Source organism: Streptomyces rubradiris (genome assembly GCF_016860525.1).
In the GTDB taxonomy this organism is placed as follows: Bacteria; Actinomycetota; Actinomycetes; order Streptomycetales; family Streptomycetaceae; genus Streptomyces; species Streptomyces rubradiris.
Genome location: NZ_BNEA01000001.1, coordinates 1,336,399 through 1,352,640, shown reverse-complemented (window position 1 = coordinate 1,352,640; position 16,242 = coordinate 1,336,399). Strand labels below are relative to the sequence as shown.

The following is a 16,242-nucleotide window of genomic DNA, read 5'->3' as shown; positions in this document are numbered from 1 at the left end:
GCGGCACTTTCCGCCGGGGAATTCGAAGGCGCCGTCCGACACGCGTGAATTCTGTTCGATTACCCCGGTAAGCCGAACGGAAACCCCCCGCACGTGTGACGGACTTCGGACAAAACCCGGGAGCGGAAGCTGTGACGGAGATGTGACCGGGGACGGCCGCTTCTCCTGCCCGGCCGGGCCCGGCTAGCGTGGCCGTATGGCACCGATTCCCACTCCGCCAGCGGAGCCCCAGGACAATCCGGACGGGTACGTCGGCCTGGACGCCGCCCACGCCGAGCGGCTCGCCCGGCGGCGCGGCTGGACCACGGTACGGTCGCTGCCGCCGGGTGCGATTATCACCATGGAGTACCGGGCCGGACGGCTGAACTTCGAGGTACGGGACGACCGGGTGAGCCGGGCCTGGAGGGGGTGACCCGGCGCCGGTACGACGAGGGCCCCGCTCCTGCCGCAGGAGCGGGGCCCTCGTCGTACCGGCGCCGGGGGGAGGTGGTGCGTACCGGACCCCGTCGCCCGATGTACCGTCAGCCGCCCGTCAGGGGGCGGGCCGGCTGGTTCGTGCCGCGCGGGACGCGGTCGGCGTGCGGCGGGCGACGGCTGCCCGCCGGGGAGACCGGGGTGCGCTCCGAGCGGATGGTGTGCGGTCCCGGAGCCAGGTGCGCAAGGCCCCGGGAGGCCCGGGTCGGGGAGACCGGTTCGCGGGCCGGGGCCGGCTGCTCCGCCGGGGTGCCGAGCGGCCGGAGCGCGACCGGGGTGACCGGGACGGCCGGCTCGGACCCGCCGCGGCGGGTGCGCCAGCGGTCGCGCAGGTCGAACAGCCACAGTTCGGTCTTGGCGATCAGCGGCTCGAACCAGGGCAGGGCGAGCAGGATCAGCAGGCCGGCGGCCCAGCCCAGCAACACGTCGCTCAGCCAGTGCGTACCGAGGTAGACGGTGGTGAGGCCGACGCCGAGCGAGGTGACCGCGGAGAGGGCCGACAGCCAGCGGCGCGCTCTCGGGGTGGAGGCCAGATAGGCCAGGATGCCCCAGGTGACGACCGCGTTGGCGGTGTGGCCGCTGGGAAATATATCGCCGCCCAGGCCCATCTCGTTCGAGCCGATCGTGGTGGCGTAGTGCGGGCCGAGCCGTCCCATGCCGATCTTGGCGGCGCCGACGGTGGCGTTCAGCAGCAGCAGCGAGGTGGCGAGGGTGAGCAGCGGGCGCACGGTGTGCTGCCGCCAGGAGCGCCAGCCGAGCCAGGCCGCGACCATCACGGCGGTGGGGCCGCGCTGGCCCAGCACCACGTAGTAGTCGAGGAACGCGTGGATCTCCGGCCACTGCTGGTACGGCCGGAAGAACATGACCTGCCAGTCCAGCCGGACCAGCCAGGAGGTGGTCACGACGGCCCACACGATCGCCAGGTAGAAGGCCAGGGTCGCGGAGAACAGCACGACCCGGTGCCGGCTCATCCGCGGCATATCGATGTGGGCCGGGCGTTCCGGCTCCCGGTCCAGTCTGGCGAACACCCGGTCCAGACGCCGGGTGAGGTTTCGTTCGGTACGCACCCAATCGACGTTACAGCGAGTGAGCGGTGTTCCCGGTCGAAACTGCTGCTTTGTGATGACGATGTGATGTGGGAAACCTCTCAAGGGCGGCCAGAATTCCTGCGATTCCGCAATCCGGGGAGGCCGATCGGGTCAATTCCTTTGATCGCGCCGGGTGTTGTTTATATGGCGCTTATGAATGCGTTAACCCGGTCCTGGCGTGGAATTCTCCCGGACGTCATCGGGCCGACGGATTCGATCATGGAGGCCCGGAGCCGTTCAGCCAGAACGCCCCGTAGACCGCCGCCGCGCCCGCCAGACCGGCCGTGACCAGGGCCGCGACCGGCGGGCGCCGGCGGGCCAGGGCACCGGCGAGCGGCAGCAGCAGGGGGAAGGCGGGCATCAGCAGCCGTGGCTTGGAACCGAAGTAGCTGGACGCGCACAGGGCGAGGGCGAGGACGACGCCCGTGTACACCAGCGGCGCGGCCGGCTGGCGCCGGCGCACACAGGTGACGTACAGCCAGATCAGCAGGGCCACGCCGGCGATCAGGCCGAGGCCGGCAAGGGCGGACGGAAAGGACGTGAACCGGCCGGCCACGAAGCGGGCGAAGGCGTAGCCGCCGTCGAAGCCGTTGCGCCATCCGGCCTGCACGTCCAGATAGCCGAGCGGACCCGCGCCGGTGCGGTGGCCGACCCACAGGACGTACCCGGCGGCCCCGAGCGGAGCGAGCAGCATGCCGAGCACACGCCGCCGGGCGGGAGCACCGGGCCCGGCCGAGCCGCCGGGGGCGGGCGTGCCGGGGCGCGCGCCCGGTGCGTGGCGCGTGCCGCGTTCTCGTACGAGCGAGAGCACGCCCGCCGTCCACACCGCGGCGACCACCGCCGCACCCACCGGCCGGGTCAGCCCCGCCAGCGCCGCGAGCGCACCCGCGCTCACCCACCGCCCGGTCAGCACCGCGTAGAGGGACCAGGCGGCCAGCGCCGTGAACAGCGACTCGCTGTACGCCATCGACTGGACGATCCCGACCGGCAGCACCGCCCACAGCAGCACCGCGAAGAAGCCGGTCCGGGGACCGTACAGCCGGTCCGCGACGGCGAAGATCCCGGTCGCGGCGGCGAGCGAGGCCAGCAGGCTCACCACGAACCCGGCGTCCGCGTACGACAGCGGGGTGAGGGCGTGCAGCAGCCGCTCCAGCCAGGGCAGCAGCGGGAAGAACGCCAGGTTGGAGTGGACGTCCCCGTTCGGCAGCCGCACCTCGTAGCCGTAGCCCAGTTCGGCGACCCGCGTGTACCACAGCGAGTCCCAGCGCGCGGTCAGCAGCGTGTAGGCGCTCTTGCCGCGCGCCGCGCTCCACCCGGCCAGCACCGCCAGCCCCAGGGCGCGGACCGCCGCGTAGCCCAGCAGGGCCGGGGCCGCCCGGCGGAGGAGGGGGGCGCGGGCCGGGACCACGCGCGTGTCAAGATCGCTCACGGGCTCGATTATCGACCGCGCCGCGCACCGAACCGGCCGCCGGGTCACGGTCAAGGGCTGGTGGCGTGCGGTACGCCACACGGGTTGCCTCGCGCGTGTGAGAGGTCCGCCACGTGTCCGCACGGCCGACTCGCGTACGCTGACGAGTCACTCGCGTGGGTTCGCGCGGGCCGGAGACACCGCTCGCTCCGGCCGTACGACGGGCAGTCCCCACCCCGTCGGTCCGCCCCGCGCGAGGGATCATCTGGGAGGTACGTACATGTCCGGGACGACCACGGCTGCCGTAGGGCGGCATCGTCGGGCGGCCGGGGCCGGTGCCGACCGGTGGGTCGTCCTCGTCGTCCTGTGCGCGAGCCTGCTGCTCGTCGCACTCGACGCCACCGTGCTGCACGTCGCGGTCCCCGCCGTCACCGAGGACCTCCGGCCCGGCGCCGTGGAACTGCTGTGGATCGTCGACGTCTATCCGCTGGTCTGCGCCTCGCTGCTGATCCTCTTCGGCACCCTGGGGGACCGGGTCGGCCGCAGACGGGTGCTGCTGCTCGGCTACGGCCTCTTCGGCGTCGCCTCCGCCCTGGCCGCGTTCGCCGGGAGCGCGCCGATGCTCATCCTCGCCCGCGCGCTGCTCGGCGCCGGCGGCGCGATGATCATGCCGGCGACCCTGTCGATCCTCCGGCAGGTCTTCCCCGACCGGCGCGAGCGCGCCCTCGCCATCGGCGTCTGGAGCGCGGTGGCGGCGGTCGGCGCGGCGGTCGGGCCGCTGCTCGGCGGGTTCCTGCTGGAGCACTTCTGGTGGGGTTCGGTCTTCCTGGTCAACATCCCGTTGATGCTGGTCAGCCTTCCGGTGGGCCGGATGCTGCTGCCGGAGTCGCGGGGCACGGACGGCGGCCCCTGGGACGTGACCGGCGCGCTGCTCGCGGCGGGCGGGCTCTTCGGCTGCGTCCTCGGGGTGAAGCGGCTCGGCGGCGGGGAGGCGGCGGCGAGCCCGGTCACCGTGCTGCCCCTGCTGGCCGGCGCCGCCCTCCTCTTCCTCTTCGTACGGCGCCAGCGGCACCGCCCGCACCCGCTGGTGGAGCTGCGCATGTTCGCCCGGCCCGCGTTCGGCACCTCGGTGGGCTGCATCGTGCTGGCCATGCTCGCGCTGGTCGGCCTGGAGCTGGTCGCCGCGCAGTACCTGCAACTGGTGCTCGGGCTGTCCCCGCTGGAGACCGGGCTGAGGCTGCTGCCGCTGACCGTCGCGGCGATGGCGGCGGGCCTGGCGGGCGCCCGCGTGCTGCGCCGCTTCGGACCGCGCCGGATGGTGTGCGCCGGGTTCTGCCTGACGGCCGCCGCGGTGCTGATCCTGACCGCGATGGGCGGCACCGACGACCCGCCGCTGCTGCTGGCCGGGTTCGTGCTGCTGGGCTTCGGTCTGGAGACCACCCTCTTCGGCGCGTACGAGTCGATGCTGAGCGAGGCCCCGGCCGGCCGGGCCGGTGGCGCGGCGGCGATCGGCGAGACGTCGTACCAGCTCGGCGCGGGCATCGGCATCGCGCTGCTGGGCAGTGTGATGAACGCGGCCTACGCCCCGGGGCTCCGCGCGGTACCCGGCGTGCCCCGGCCCGCGGCGGACGCGGCGGGCCACTCGCTCGGCGAGGCATATGAGGTGGCCGGGCGGCTCGGCGGGGGCGCCGGTGCCGCGCTGCGCCGGGCGGCGCGCGACTCCTTCGTGCACGGGCTGCATGTGACGCTGCTGGTGAGCGCGGGGCTGTTGCTGCTGGGCGCGCTGCTGGCACTGCGGCTGCCGTGGGTCATGCAGTGCGGCGAGGAACCGGACGGCGGCGAGGTGGAGCTGCCGGCCCCCCGGGAGGCGGAGCCGGCCACGGCCAAACCACGGGTCACCGCCTGACCCCCGGCTTTGCCGGGCGGTACGGGAGAGCGCGCCCCTGGCATGGGCCACCCTGCCGGTCCGCTCTGGACGTGTGGGACGCTCCGCCGTAACGTCGGCCGGAGAGCCGTAACTAGCGCTGCTAGTTTTGTCGCGTTCCCGTTCCGGAGGGTGTCCCATGTCCGCGTCCGCGAAGCTGCCCCCGTTCGATGCCGCCGACCCGCTCGGCATCGACGATCTGCTGGAACCTGAGGACCTGGCGATCCGGGACACGGTCCGCGGCTGGGCGGCCGACCGTGTCCTGCCGCACATCGCCGACTGGTACGAGAAGGGCGAGCTGCCCGGCATCCGGGACCTCGCCCGCGAACTGGGCGCGCTCGGCGCCCTCGGCATGTCGCTCACCGGGTACGGCTGCTCGGGCGCGAGCGCCGTGCAGTACGGCCTGGCCTGCCTGGAGCTGGAGGCGGCCGACTCGGGCATCCGGTCGCTGGTCTCCGTGCAGGGCTCCCTGGCGATGTACGCCATCCACCGGTTCGGCAGCGAGGAGCAGAAGCGGCAGTGGCTGCCGCGCATGGCGGCCGGCGAGGTGATCGGCTGCTTCGGGCTGACCGAGCCCGACCACGGCTCCGACCCCGCCTCGATGCGCACCCACGCCAAGCGTGACGGCGGCGACTGGGTCCTCAGCGGCCGCAAGATGTGGATCACCAACGGTTCGGTCGCCGGGGTGGCCGTGGTCTGGGCGCAGACGGAGGAGGGCATCCGCGGCTTCGTCGTGCCCACCGACAGCCCCGGCTTCTCGGCGCCGGAGATCAAGCACAAGTGGTCCCTGCGCGCCTCGGTCACCAGCGAACTGGTCCTGGACGGCGTACGGCTGCCCGGCAGCGCCGTGCTGCCGGAGGCCACCGGGCTGCGCGGACCGCTCAGCTGTCTCTCGCACGCCCGCTACGGCATCGTGTGGGGCGCGATGGGCGCCGCCCGCAGCAGCTTCGAGGCGGCCCTGGACTACGCGACGTCACGGGAGCAGTTCGGACGGCCCATCGGCGGCTTCCAGCTCACCCAGGCCAAGCTCGCCGACATGGCCGTGGAGCTGCACAAGGGGATTCTGCTCGCCCACCATCTGGGGCGGCGGATGGACGCCGGGCGGCTGCGTCCGGAACAGGTCAGCTTCGGGAAACTCAACAACGTCCGCGAGGCCATCGAGATCTGCCGTACGGCGCGGACGATCCTCGGTGCCAACGGGATCTCCCTGGAGTACCCGGTGATGCGGCACGCGACCAATCTGGAGTCGGTGCTCACCTACGAGGGCACCGTCGAGATGCACCAGCTGGTGCTGGGCAAGGCGCTCACCGGGCTGGACGCCTTCCGGTGAGCCCCCTGGCAGGGCGGGGCCGGTGAGCGGCCCTGCCTCAGCTCTGGTTGAAGAAGCCGTCGGAGCGGTGCGCGGACGCCTCGCCGCTGATGATCTCCGTGTCGGCCGGGGTGAGCAGGAACACGCGGTTGGACACGCGGTCGATCGAGCCGCGCAGCCCGAAGATGAGCCCGGCCGCGAAGTCCACGACCCGCTTGGCGTCGCCGGGCTCCATGTTGGTGAGGTTCATGATGACCGGGACCCCGTCCCGGAACAGTTCGCCGATGGCGCGGGCGTCCCGGAAGCTGTCCGGGGTCACCGTGCCGATCCGGCGGCCCTTCTCCTCGGCGGTGTCCGTGGCCACCCGCACGCGCGGGTCGGTGACCCAGGCGTCCCCGGACTCGGTGCCCTCGGAGTAGTCGTCGTCGTAGTAGCGCTCGTCATCGTTGTCGTCGACGAGGCCGAGCCATGCACTCGCCTTGCGTACCGATCCCATGGACGCCTCCTCTCACAGCGGTCTTTCTTGCTTTCCGCATCCCTATGGTCATCCATGATGCGGACGGTGCGCCAAGTGGATAGACGCCGCGCGGGGGGTTTGTGACGGTACTGGTGCACAGCCGATCCGTCGAGAGTCCTTGTGCCCCAAGGGTCGTGACTCACACCGCTGCTGACTGAGAGTGAAATATGATTGTTCGCGGCGGACGGGTGAGAAGAGGTGCGTCCGGGTGATCCTGACAGGCACTCAGACGGGCCCCGGCCGGTCGCCGGGGCCCGTTTGGCCGTCAGTTGCGCTGTTCGGTGACGCTGTTCAGCTCCGCTGTTCCGGCGGGCTGACGCGGGACTCCTCGATCGCCGAGCCGGTCGTCCCCCACTTCTTGAGAATCCGCTCGTAGGAGCCGTCGGAGAGCAGCTTGTTGACGGCCGCCTGGAAGGCCGGCGCCAGCTTCGAGCCCTTCTTGAAGGCGAAACCGACGTCCAGGCGGTGGTACTCGTTGAGGAACTTCAGGCCGTCCTGATGGGCGACGGCGTAGCGCAGGCCGTTGATCGTGGACATCACCACGTCGCTGCGGCCCTGCTGGAGCGAGGACCACACCGCGCTCGTCTCGCCGTAGGTCTGCACCCGGTACGCCTTCTCGCCCGCGTCGGTGCACACGTGCTTGCCGCGCTCCAGCGTGGCCTCGAAGGTGGTGCCGGCGCCCGTCGCCACGTTCAGGCCGCACAGCTGCCTCAGGTCGGTGATCTTCGCCAGGTCGCTGTCCGCGCGGGTGGCGAAGCCCTGGCCGTCGTTGACGTAGGTGACGAAGTCCACGGTCTTGCGGCGCTCGTCGGTGACGCCGAAGTTGCTGGCGCCGAAGTCGTACTTGCCGCTGTCCAGGGCGGGCAGGATCGCGTCGAAGCTCGCCTGCTCCACCTTCAGCTCGATGCCGAGCACCCGGGCCACCGCCTTGGTGAAGTCGACGTCCTGACCGGTCAGGGTCTTGCCGTCGCCCAGATAGGCGGTGCCGGGCGGGGTGCCGCCGACGCTGACCGCGACGGTCAGGCTCGTGGTGCCGGCGGGCAGCAGCTTCGCCACGGCCGGGTCCTTCCGGATGGCGGAGACGACGTCGGTGGTGGGTATCCCGGCGTTCTTGGCCGCCACTCCCGGGGCGTCCGTACCGCCCGTACCGCCGGAGCCGGAACCGCAGGCGGTGAGCAGCAGGGCGGCCGACGTGATGGCGGTAAAGGGCATGAAATACCGAAAAATGGGCGTACGCATCGGTCAGCGATCTCCTGGGAGCAGACGGGTGTGCGAAGAACGCGAGGGGAGGGGCGCGTGTGAAGGCGGGGGGAGCAAGAGAACGCGAGGAGGCCCGCCAAAAGCGGCGGGCGCGCGCAGGGGGTCAGCTCAACAGGAAGAGGACCACACGCGACCGAAGTCGATGTGGGAGCGGGTGACCAGCCACTGCTGTGGATGCATGGGCCAAGTGGAACAGGCATCCGGTTCCGCGTCAACTGACTTGAGATGTACGGCTCACAGTATGGACAGCCTTGACAGCGGACCGAAACGGCCCCGTACTCTCGGGCGTACGGTCCTGCTGAGGGGCTCGGCCGTATCCGCGCCGCGCGGCGCGCCCGTGTGAAGGCATCACCTTCGTTCCGACGATTCACGCGTCACGGAGCCTTCGCATGTCATCCGACACCCTCGCCCAAGCCCCCGCCCCGGCCAAGACCCCCCAACCCGCCGACGCCCCGCGGATCGTCCCGCGGCGCCGCTTCGGCCAGTGGACGGCGGCCGTCGCCGTCCTCGTGCTGCTCGGGTTCGCCGTCAACTCCGTCCTGAACAACAAGGCGTTCCAATGGGACGTCGTCGCCGACCACTTCACCTCCGACGCCATCCTGCGCGGACTGTGGCTCACCCTGTGGCTGACCGCCGTGGTGATGGCCCTCGGCTTCGCCCTCGGCACCCTGCTCGCCGCGTTCCGGCTGTCCGCCAACCCCGTGCTGCGGGCGGTCGCCTGGGGCTACGTATGGCTGTTCCGGTCCATCCCGATCCTGGTGCAGCTGCTGCTGTGGTTCAACATCGGGGCGCTGTACCCGCAGGTCTTCGGCGTGAAGACCGTCGACCTGCTCAGCCCGGTCGCCGTCGCCATCGTCGGCCTCACCCTGCACGAGGCCGCCTACGCCGCCGAGGTCGTGCGCGGCGGCATCCTCTCCGTCGACCGCGGGCAGATCGAGGCCGCCCAGGCGCTCGGCCTGAGCCCCGGGCGGCGCTGGTGGCGGATCGTGCTGCCGCAGGCGATGCGCTCCATCGTGCCGCCCGCCGCCAACATGCTGATCGGCACCCTCAAGGGCACCTCGATCGTCAGCATCATCGCCGTCAACGACCTGCTGTTCTCTGCCCAGTTGGTCTACCACCGCACCTACCAGGTGATCCCGCTGCTGATGGTCGCCACCCTCTGGTACGCCGTGGTCACCTCGCTGCTCGGCATCGGCCAGTACTACGTCGAGAAGCGCTACGCGCGCGGCACGGAGCAGACCCGATGAGGCAGCAGCTGGTGATCGTCGGGGCCGGGCCGCGGGGGACCGGCGTCCTCGAACGCCTCGCCGCCAACGCGCCCGCCCTGTACGCCGGCGAGGGCCTGGACATCCACCTGGTCGACCCCCACCCGCCGGGCGGCGGACGCATATGGCGCCAGGAACAGTCCCCGCTGCTGTGGATGAACTCGCACGCCGAGGACGTCACCATGTTCACCGACGACACGGTGGCCATGGACGGCCCGGTGCGCCCGGGCCCCACCCTGCACGAGTGGGCCGGGCTCGACGGCCGCGTCTTCCCCGACCGGCGGCTCCAGGGCCGCTATCTGCGCTGGGTCTACGAACGGGCCCGGGCCGCCCTGCCGCCGAACGTCACCGTCCACCACCACCCCCGGCGCGCCCTCAGGATCAGCGGGCCCCGCGAGGGCCGCCAGCAGGTGTGGCTCGACGGCCGCCCGGACCCGCTCCCGGCCGACCTGGTGATCCTCGCCCTCGGCCACCTGGACGCCGAACCCGACGGCGAGCAGGCCGCGCTGGCCGCCTACGCCCGCGAGCACGGCCTGGTGCACCTACCGCCCGACTTCACCGCCGACAGCGACCTGTCCGCGCTGCGGCCCGGCGAACCCGTCCTCGTCCGCGGCTTCGGGCTGGCCTTCGTCGACCTGATGGTGCTGCTCACCGAGGGCCGCGGCGGACGGTACGAGGGCGAAACGTATCTGCCCTCGGGGCGGGAGCCGGTGCTCCACGTCGGCTCCCGGCGCGGCGTGCCGTACCACTCCAAGATCGGCTACGACCTCGCCGGCGACCGCCCTCCGCTGCCCCGCTTCCTCGGCCCCGCCGAGGTGGACGCCCTGCTGGCCCGCCCCGGCGGCCCCGACTTCCGGCGCGATGTGTGGCCGCTGGTCGAGAAGGAGCTGGGCTTCGCCCACTACCACCGGCTGTTCACCGCCCACCCCGGGCGCACGGCGATGGCCTGGCGGGACTTCGAGGAGAAGTACGCGGCGGCCGACGGCCCCGACGGGCTGCGGGCCCTGGTCGCCGCCGCCGTGCCCGACCCCGCCGACCGGCTCGACCTGGCCGCGCTCGACCGCCCGCTGGACGGCGTGCGGTACGCCTCGCACGACGCCTTCCAGGACGGGCTGCGCGACTACATCGAGGCGGACCTGCGCCGCCGCCACGACCCCGCCCACAGCCCCGACCTGGCCGTCTTCCTCGGGCTGCTCTCCGTCTACGGGCAACTGGTGCGGCTCGGCGACATCGGGCCCTGGTGGCACGGGTTCTTCAGCTACCTGGCGTCCGGGCCGCCCGGACCCCGGCTGCGGCAGATGCTCGCGCTGTCCCGGGCCGGGCTGCTCCGGTTCGTCGGGGCCGGCATGACCGTCACCGCCGAGGACGGGGTGTTCCGGGCCGCCAGCCCCACCGTGCCGGGCTTCACCGTCACCGCCCGGGCGCTGGTGGAGGCCCGGCTGCCCGAGCCCGCCGTCGGCCGGACCCGCGACAACCTGCTGCGCGCACTGCGCGCCGACGGCGCCGCCGAGACCCCCGACGGACTGCTCCGGACCGACCCCCGCGACGGCCGCATCCTGGACACCGCCGGGCGCCCGCACCCCCGGCGGTTCGCGCTCGGCCCGTACACCGACGTCCGCACCCCCGGCGCGTTCACCCGGCCGCGCACCGGCGGCCCCGCGTTCCGGCAGAACGACGCGACGGCCCGGGCGGTGCTGTTCTTCCTCCACTCACAGGCAGCCCCCCACGCGGCCCCACAAGCAAAGGAACTCGCGCGATGAGCGTCATGGTCGACATCAGGTCGGTGTACAAGAGCTTCGGCTCGCTCGACGTGCTCAAGGGCATCGACCTCCAAGTGCGCACCGGTGAGGTCACCGTCGTGCTCGGCCCCTCCGGCTCCGGCAAGTCCACCCTGCTGCGCACCATCAACCACCTGGAGAAGGTGGACCGGGGCGAGATCAGCGTGGACGGCGCGCTGATGGGCTACCGGCGCTCCGGGAACAAGCTGCACGAACTGCCCGAGCGCGAGGTGCTGCGGCAGCGCACCCGGATCGGGTTCGTCTTCCAGAACTTCAACCTCTTCCCCCACCTCACCGTCCTGGAGAACGTCACCGAGGCGCCGGTGTCCGCGCTGAAGCGGCCCCGGAAGGCGGCGGAGGAGACCGCGCACCGGCTGCTGGAGCGGGTCGGGCTCGGGGACAAGGCCGGCGCCTATCCGCGCCAGCTGTCCGGCGGGCAGCAGCAGCGGGTGGCCATCGCGCGGGCGCTCGCGCTGGAGCCGAGGCTGCTGCTGTTCGACGAGCCGACGTCCGCGCTCGACCCCGAGCTGGTGGGGGAGGTGCTGGACGTCATCCGGGACCTGGCGGCGCAGGGCACCACGATGATCGTCGTCACCCACGAGATCGCGTTCGCCCGCGAGGTCGCCGACACGGTGGTGTTCATGGCCGACGGCCGGATCGTGGAACAGGGAACCCCGCAGCAGGTGCTGGGCGCGCCGCGCGAGGAGCGGACCCGGACGTTCCTGGCGAAGGTGCTGTGAGGGTGGAACGGCACGCGAGAGGGAAGGGGCCGGCATGAGGGGGCTGGTGCACCTCGCCGCCGCGCTCGATCTGCCGGGCGTCTTCGACGGCGGGGCGTTCACCGCTCTGGCGCGGCTCGCCGAGCGCGGCGGGCTGGACTTCGTGACGCTGGACGACTCCTTCGCCCGGCCCGGCCCCGACGCGCTCGGCGTGCTGTGCCGGGTGGCGCCCGCGACCCGGCGGATCGGACTGGTGCCGACGGTCACCACCACCCACACCGAGCCCTTCCGGGTGCAGGCCGCCGTGGCCACCCTGGACTGGGTCGGCCGGGGCCGGGCCGGCTGGCGGATCGACGTGTCCGTCACCGAGGAGGAGGCCCGGCTGTTCGGCCGCCGGCACACGGCACCCGCCGACGCCCTGTGGCGGGAGGCGGGCGAGGTCGCCGACGTGGCCGCCCGGTTGTGGGACAGCTGGGAGGACGGCGCCGAGATCCGGGACGTGGCCGGCGGCCGCTTCCTGGACGGGGACCGGGTGCACCGCGTCGACTTCACCGGCACCGGCTTCTCGGTCCGGGGACCCTCGACCGTGCCCCGGCCGCCGCAGGGCCACCCGGTCCGCGTGGTGGACGCCACCGACGCCCACGCCTGCGCGGTCGCCGCCCGCCACGCCGACGTCGCCCTGGTCCGGGCGGCCTCACCCGGCCAGGCCGCGGGCGTACGGGACCGGCTGCGGGAGCAGGCGCGGGCCTTCGGGCGGGACCCGGAGGCGCTGCGGGTGCTGGTGAGCCTGCTGGTGGACCTCGGCGACGGCGAACACGCGGCGCGGCCCGGCCACGGAGGCGGCGGGCCGCGTCCCACCGGGCACGGGCCGCTGTACCGGGGCGGCCCCGTCGACCTCGCGGAACTGGTGGCCTCCTGGCACGCCCAGGGCGTCACCGACGGCTTCCACTTCGTCCCCGTCGAACCGCGCCGGGACCTGGAGCGGCTGGTCAACGGCACGGTGGCGCTGCTCCAGCACCGCGGCCTGTTCCGCACCTTCTACCCGGGCAGCACCCTGCGCGAGCACCTGGGCCTGGCCCGGCCCGCCGGCCGGTACGCCGTGTCCGGGGCGCCGGCGGTGCCCCGGAGGGCGTCATGACCGTACGACAGCTGCACCTGGCGGCCGCGCCGCCGGGCGCGGGCCGGCCCGACGCGGGCGGCGACGACCCGGCCGGCCTGGGACCGGACGCGGTGTGGGCCGGTACGCGCGCCGGTTCCCGGATCGCGTTCGCCGCCTACGAACGGCTCGCCGGCACCGCCGAGCGCGGCCTGTTCGACTTCCTCCTGCTGGACGAGGAGCCGCCGCTGCCCGAGCACCGGGGACGGCCGCACGAGCCGGTTCCGGCCGGCGGGCCGGAACCGGTCGCCGTGCTGAACGCGCTCGCCGGGGTCACCACCCGGCTCGGTCTCGCCGCCACCGTGAACGCCGCCTGCGCCCAGCCCTACGAACTCGCCCGCACGCTGGCCACCCTGGACCACCTGAGCGCGGGCCGGGCGGGCTGGCGGGTGGCGGTCCCGGCGGACCCCCGCACCGGCGCCGACCACCGCTTCGCCGGCCACCTTGACCCGTACGGCCGGGCCGCCGAACTCGTCCTGGCCACACGGAAGTTATGGGACTCCTGGACCCCCGAGGGGGTGTCCAGGCCGTTCGCCCACCGGGGCCGGCACTTCGACATCGCGGGCGAGTTCGGGCTGCCCCGCTCGCCCCAGGGCCACCCCGTGGTGATCCGCTCCGGGGACTGCGAGCGGGCCCGGGAGCCGGCCGCGGCCTGGGCCGACGTGCTCCTCGTCCGGCACGTCCCGCCGGAGCCGGCCCGCGCCCGCTACGCCGACGTCAAACGGCGGCTCGCGGCGTACGGCCGTGCCCCCGGGGACCTGAAGGTGATGTCCCGGATCACCGTCGTCCTCGGGGACACCGCGGCCGAGGCGCAGGAGCGGGCCGCCGGGATCAGACGGCGGCTGATCACCCCGCGCCACGCGCTGTGCGCGGTGGAGCGGGTCTGGGGAACGGACCTGTCCGGGTACGACCCCGACGGCCCGCTGCCCCGGACCGAGCCCCGCGCCCGGGACCGCCGTACGCTCGCGCTCGCCGCGCGCTGGCGGGCGCTGGCCGAGGAGAAGGGGCTCTCCCTGCGGGAGACCGTGATCGAGGCGAGCGGCCGGCAATCCTTCGTCGGCACGCCCGGCACGGTCGCCGCCGACCTGCACCGGTACGCCGAGGAGGGGGCCGCCGACGGCTTCCTGCTGGCCCCGCAGCTCCCGGACGGGCTGGAGGAGTTCGTGGACCGGGTGGTGCCGCTGCTCCAGGAGCGCTCCGCCTTCCGCACGGAATACCGGGGCGGCACGCTCCGCTCCCATCTCGGGGTGCCGGGAGGGACGACGGATGACGACTGACACGAGGAAGGGAACCGACGAGATGACGACGGACGCGTCCGACGCCTGGAAGCGGTGGCACGAGGAGCGGGTGGAGAGCGTCTCGGCGCCCTACGGACCGCTCGCGCTGACCGCCACGCACTGGATCGAGGACTATCCGGACGGTCGACTTCCGGACATTCCGGGGAAGTGGGTGGCGGAACCGGACGGGGTGGTGCTCACCGCCGCTGGGGCCGACGGCCTGACCGTGGCCGGCCGGCCCTTCGCGGGCGAGACCCGGCTGGCCGTCGACAGCGGCCCGGAGGCCGCGGCGCGGGTCGCGCTGGGGGAGAAGCGGCTGGTCGTCCTGGTGCGCGAGGGCGTGTGGGGAGTACGGGTGTACGACCCCGCCTCCGCCGCCCGGCGGGCCTTCCGGGGCATCGAGGCCGACCCCTACGACCCCCGCTGGTCGGTGCCGGGCCGGTTCACGCCGTACGACTCCGCCCGCACCATCCGGCTCGGCAACGCCGACGGCCGCGAGCGCGGCTTCGACCTCGCCGGTGAGCTGGTCTTCCCGCTGGCCGGCCGGGAGCGGACGCTGAAGGTCGCGCGGCGGGCGGACGGCGGCCTGTGGGCGGTGTTCGCCGACGCCACCAGCGGCGACACCAGCTTCCGGTTCCGCTTCCTGTTCCCGGCGGCGCCGGACGCCGAGGGGCGCGTGACTGTCGACTTCAACCGCGCGCAGCTCCCGCCGTGCGCCTTCGCCGGCCACTTCATCTGCCCCCTGCCGGCCCCCGGCAACACGCTGGACGTGGCGGTGGAGGCGGGGGAACGCCGGCTGAGCTGAGCCGCGGCGCGCCGGCCGGTCCCGCCCGAAGGACGTGGGGCCGGTCCGGTGGTGTCCCGGGGGCGTTCGGGTGGTTCCGGGCCGACGGCCGAAAGGCACCCTTGTGCCGACCGGCCGTTCGGCCGAATACTCCACCCCAGCGCTTGTCAGGGGCATGTACATCGCGATCCGGTCGGGCTCCTGGCTGCGCCTCACGGGCCCCGACCCCACGCGGGCCCCCGACTTCCCTTGGAGGGAACGAAAAGTGAGGATCAAGCGCACCACTCCCCGCGCCGGCACCGCAAGACGGACCCAGCTGACGGCCGTGGCCGCCGGCCTCCTCGCCGCGGCGGCGTTCGCCGCCCCCACCGCGAACGCCAGTGACGTCCACACCTTCAGCGCCGCCCAGCTCACCCAGGCGAGCGACTCCGTCCTCAAGGCCGATGTACCCGGCACGGCCTGGGCGGTGGACGCCAAGACCAACCGCGTCGTCGTCACCGTCGACAGCACGGTGTCCGAGGCCGAGATCGCCAAGATCAAGAAGCAGGCCGGGGCCGGCGCGGACGCCCTGGTGATCAAGCACACGCCGGGCAAGTTCAACAAGCTGATCTCCGGCGGCGACGCCATCTACGCGAGCAGCTGGCGCTGCTCGCTGGGCTTCAACGTCCAGGACTCCAGCGGCAACTACTTCTTCCTCACCGCCGGGCACTGCACCGACGGTGCGACCACCTGGTGGTCGAACTCCGGGCACACCACCACGCTCGGCACCACGGCCGGGTCCAGCTTCCCCGGCAACGACTACGGCCTCGTGCGCTACACCAACAGCTCGGTGGCCAAGTCGGGCGCCGTGGGCAGCCAGGACATCGCCAGCGCGGCCACGCCGTCGGTGGGCACGACCGTCTACCGGCGCGGATCGACGACCGGGACGCACAGCGGCCGGGTCACCGCGCTCAACGCCACGGTCAACTACGGCGGCGGCGACGTCGTCTCCGGCCTGATCCAGACCACCGTGTGCGCCGAGCCCGGCGACTCCGGCGGCCCGCTGTACGGCGGCTCCACCGCCTACGGCCTGACCTCCGGCGGCAGCGGCAACTGCTCCTCCGGCGGGACGACGTTCTTCCAGCCGGTCACCGAGGCGCTGAGCGCCTACGGGGTGCACGTCTTCTGACGCCCTGCCCGTACCGGCCCGGCCCCCGCACACCCCGGTGTGCGGGGGCCTCGTCGTGGGACCGCAGCGCGTTTGCGCAGGTCGGAGGCGGTCGAACGGGTGTCGTACACATGTT

The 16,242-nt window shown here is 73.2% G+C and carries 14 protein-coding genes; 10 read left to right on the top strand and 4 right to left on the bottom strand.

The window, feature by feature from the left end; translation table 11 throughout:
- The first annotated feature begins 196 nt into the window (after positions 1 to 196).
- On the top strand, positions 197 to 412 hold the full coding sequence (locus Srubr_RS06310) for an I78 family peptidase inhibitor (RefSeq protein ID WP_189996069.1): 216 nt from the start codon (positions 197 to 199) through the stop codon (positions 410 to 412).
- 109 nt (positions 413 to 521) lie between these two features.
- On the opposite strand, the gene Srubr_RS06305 is transcribed toward Srubr_RS06310, so the two are convergent.
- On the bottom strand, positions 522 to 1,541 hold the full coding sequence (locus Srubr_RS06305; protein ID WP_189996070.1) for a phosphatase PAP2 family protein: 1,020 nt from the start codon (positions 1,539 to 1,541) through the stop codon (positions 522 to 524).
- Positions 1,542 to 1,779: 238 nt separating this feature from the next.
- A complete protein-coding gene (locus Srubr_RS06300; RefSeq protein WP_189996071.1) occupies positions 1,780 to 2,991 on the bottom strand; it encodes a glycosyltransferase family 39 protein in 1,212 nt (403 codons plus the stop codon).
- A gap of 259 nt (positions 2,992 to 3,250) precedes the next feature.
- Between Srubr_RS06300 and Srubr_RS06295 the strand changes: the two genes are divergently transcribed.
- Both Srubr_RS06295 and Srubr_RS06290 read left to right on the top strand, forming a co-directional pair.
- Positions 3,251 to 4,876 (top strand): MFS transporter, encoded by a 1,626-nt coding sequence (locus Srubr_RS06295; RefSeq protein ID WP_189996072.1) that lies wholly within the window; start codon positions 3,251 to 3,253, stop codon positions 4,874 to 4,876.
- A gap of 157 nt (positions 4,877 to 5,033) precedes the next feature.
- Complete coding sequence (locus Srubr_RS06290; protein WP_189996073.1) at positions 5,034 to 6,224, top strand: acyl-CoA dehydrogenase family protein; 1,191 nt, start codon at positions 5,034 to 5,036, stop codon at positions 6,222 to 6,224.
- A 37-nt stretch (positions 6,225 to 6,261) separates the two neighbouring features.
- Here the strand turns inward: Srubr_RS06290 and Srubr_RS06285 are convergent, their stop codons facing one another.
- Both Srubr_RS06285 and Srubr_RS06280 read right to left on the bottom strand, forming a co-directional pair.
- The gene (locus tag Srubr_RS06285; protein ID WP_030790534.1) at positions 6,262 to 6,699 is read right to left on the bottom strand and encodes a cell division protein SepF; all 438 of its coding nucleotides are present in this window, start codon (positions 6,697 to 6,699) and stop codon (positions 6,262 to 6,264) included.
- Between the two features lie 312 nt (positions 6,700 to 7,011).
- Complete coding sequence (locus tag Srubr_RS06280) at positions 7,012 to 7,932, bottom strand: ABC transporter substrate-binding protein (protein ID WP_189996074.1); 921 nt, start codon at positions 7,930 to 7,932, stop codon at positions 7,012 to 7,014.
- Between the two features lie 437 nt (positions 7,933 to 8,369).
- On the opposite strand from Srubr_RS06280, the gene Srubr_RS06275 reads away from it, so the two are divergent.
- The 7 genes from Srubr_RS06275 to Srubr_RS06245 all read left to right on the top strand — a co-directional run bounded on the left by Srubr_RS06275 (position 8,370) and on the right by Srubr_RS06245 (position 16,127).
- Complete coding sequence (locus tag Srubr_RS06275; protein WP_189996075.1) at positions 8,370 to 9,227, top strand: amino acid ABC transporter permease; 858 nt, start codon at positions 8,370 to 8,372, stop codon at positions 9,225 to 9,227.
- The gene (locus Srubr_RS06270; RefSeq protein WP_189996076.1) at positions 9,224 to 11,005 is read left to right on the top strand and encodes an FAD/NAD(P)-binding protein; all 1,782 of its coding nucleotides are present in this window, start codon (positions 9,224 to 9,226) and stop codon (positions 11,003 to 11,005) included. Before Srubr_RS06275 ends, Srubr_RS06270 begins: the two co-directional genes overlap by 4 nt.
- On the top strand, positions 11,002 to 11,763 hold the full coding sequence (locus Srubr_RS06265; protein ID WP_289970766.1) for an amino acid ABC transporter ATP-binding protein: 762 nt from the start codon (positions 11,002 to 11,004) through the stop codon (positions 11,761 to 11,763). Before Srubr_RS06270 ends, Srubr_RS06265 begins: the two co-directional genes overlap by 4 nt.
- Before the next feature lie 34 nt (positions 11,764 to 11,797).
- Positions 11,798 to 12,880: an LLM class flavin-dependent oxidoreductase gene (locus tag Srubr_RS06260; protein WP_189996077.1), complete on the top strand. Its 1,083-nt coding sequence runs from the start codon at positions 11,798 to 11,800 to the stop codon at positions 12,878 to 12,880.
- On the top strand, positions 12,877 to 14,175 hold the full coding sequence (locus Srubr_RS06255; RefSeq protein ID WP_189996078.1) for an NtaA/DmoA family FMN-dependent monooxygenase: 1,299 nt from the start codon (positions 12,877 to 12,879) through the stop codon (positions 14,173 to 14,175). The genes Srubr_RS06260 and Srubr_RS06255 overlap by 4 nt, the downstream gene beginning before the upstream one ends.
- Positions 14,176 to 14,197: 22 nt before the next feature.
- Entirely contained in the window at positions 14,198 to 14,980 is a 783-nt protein-coding gene (locus tag Srubr_RS06250; RefSeq protein ID WP_189996380.1) for a DUF1684 domain-containing protein, read from the top strand.
- A 244-nt stretch (positions 14,981 to 15,224) separates the two neighbouring features.
- Entirely contained in the window at positions 15,225 to 16,127 is a 903-nt protein-coding gene (locus Srubr_RS06245; protein ID WP_189996079.1) for a S1 family peptidase, read from the top strand.
- The last annotated feature ends 115 nt before the right edge of the window (positions 16,128 to 16,242 follow it).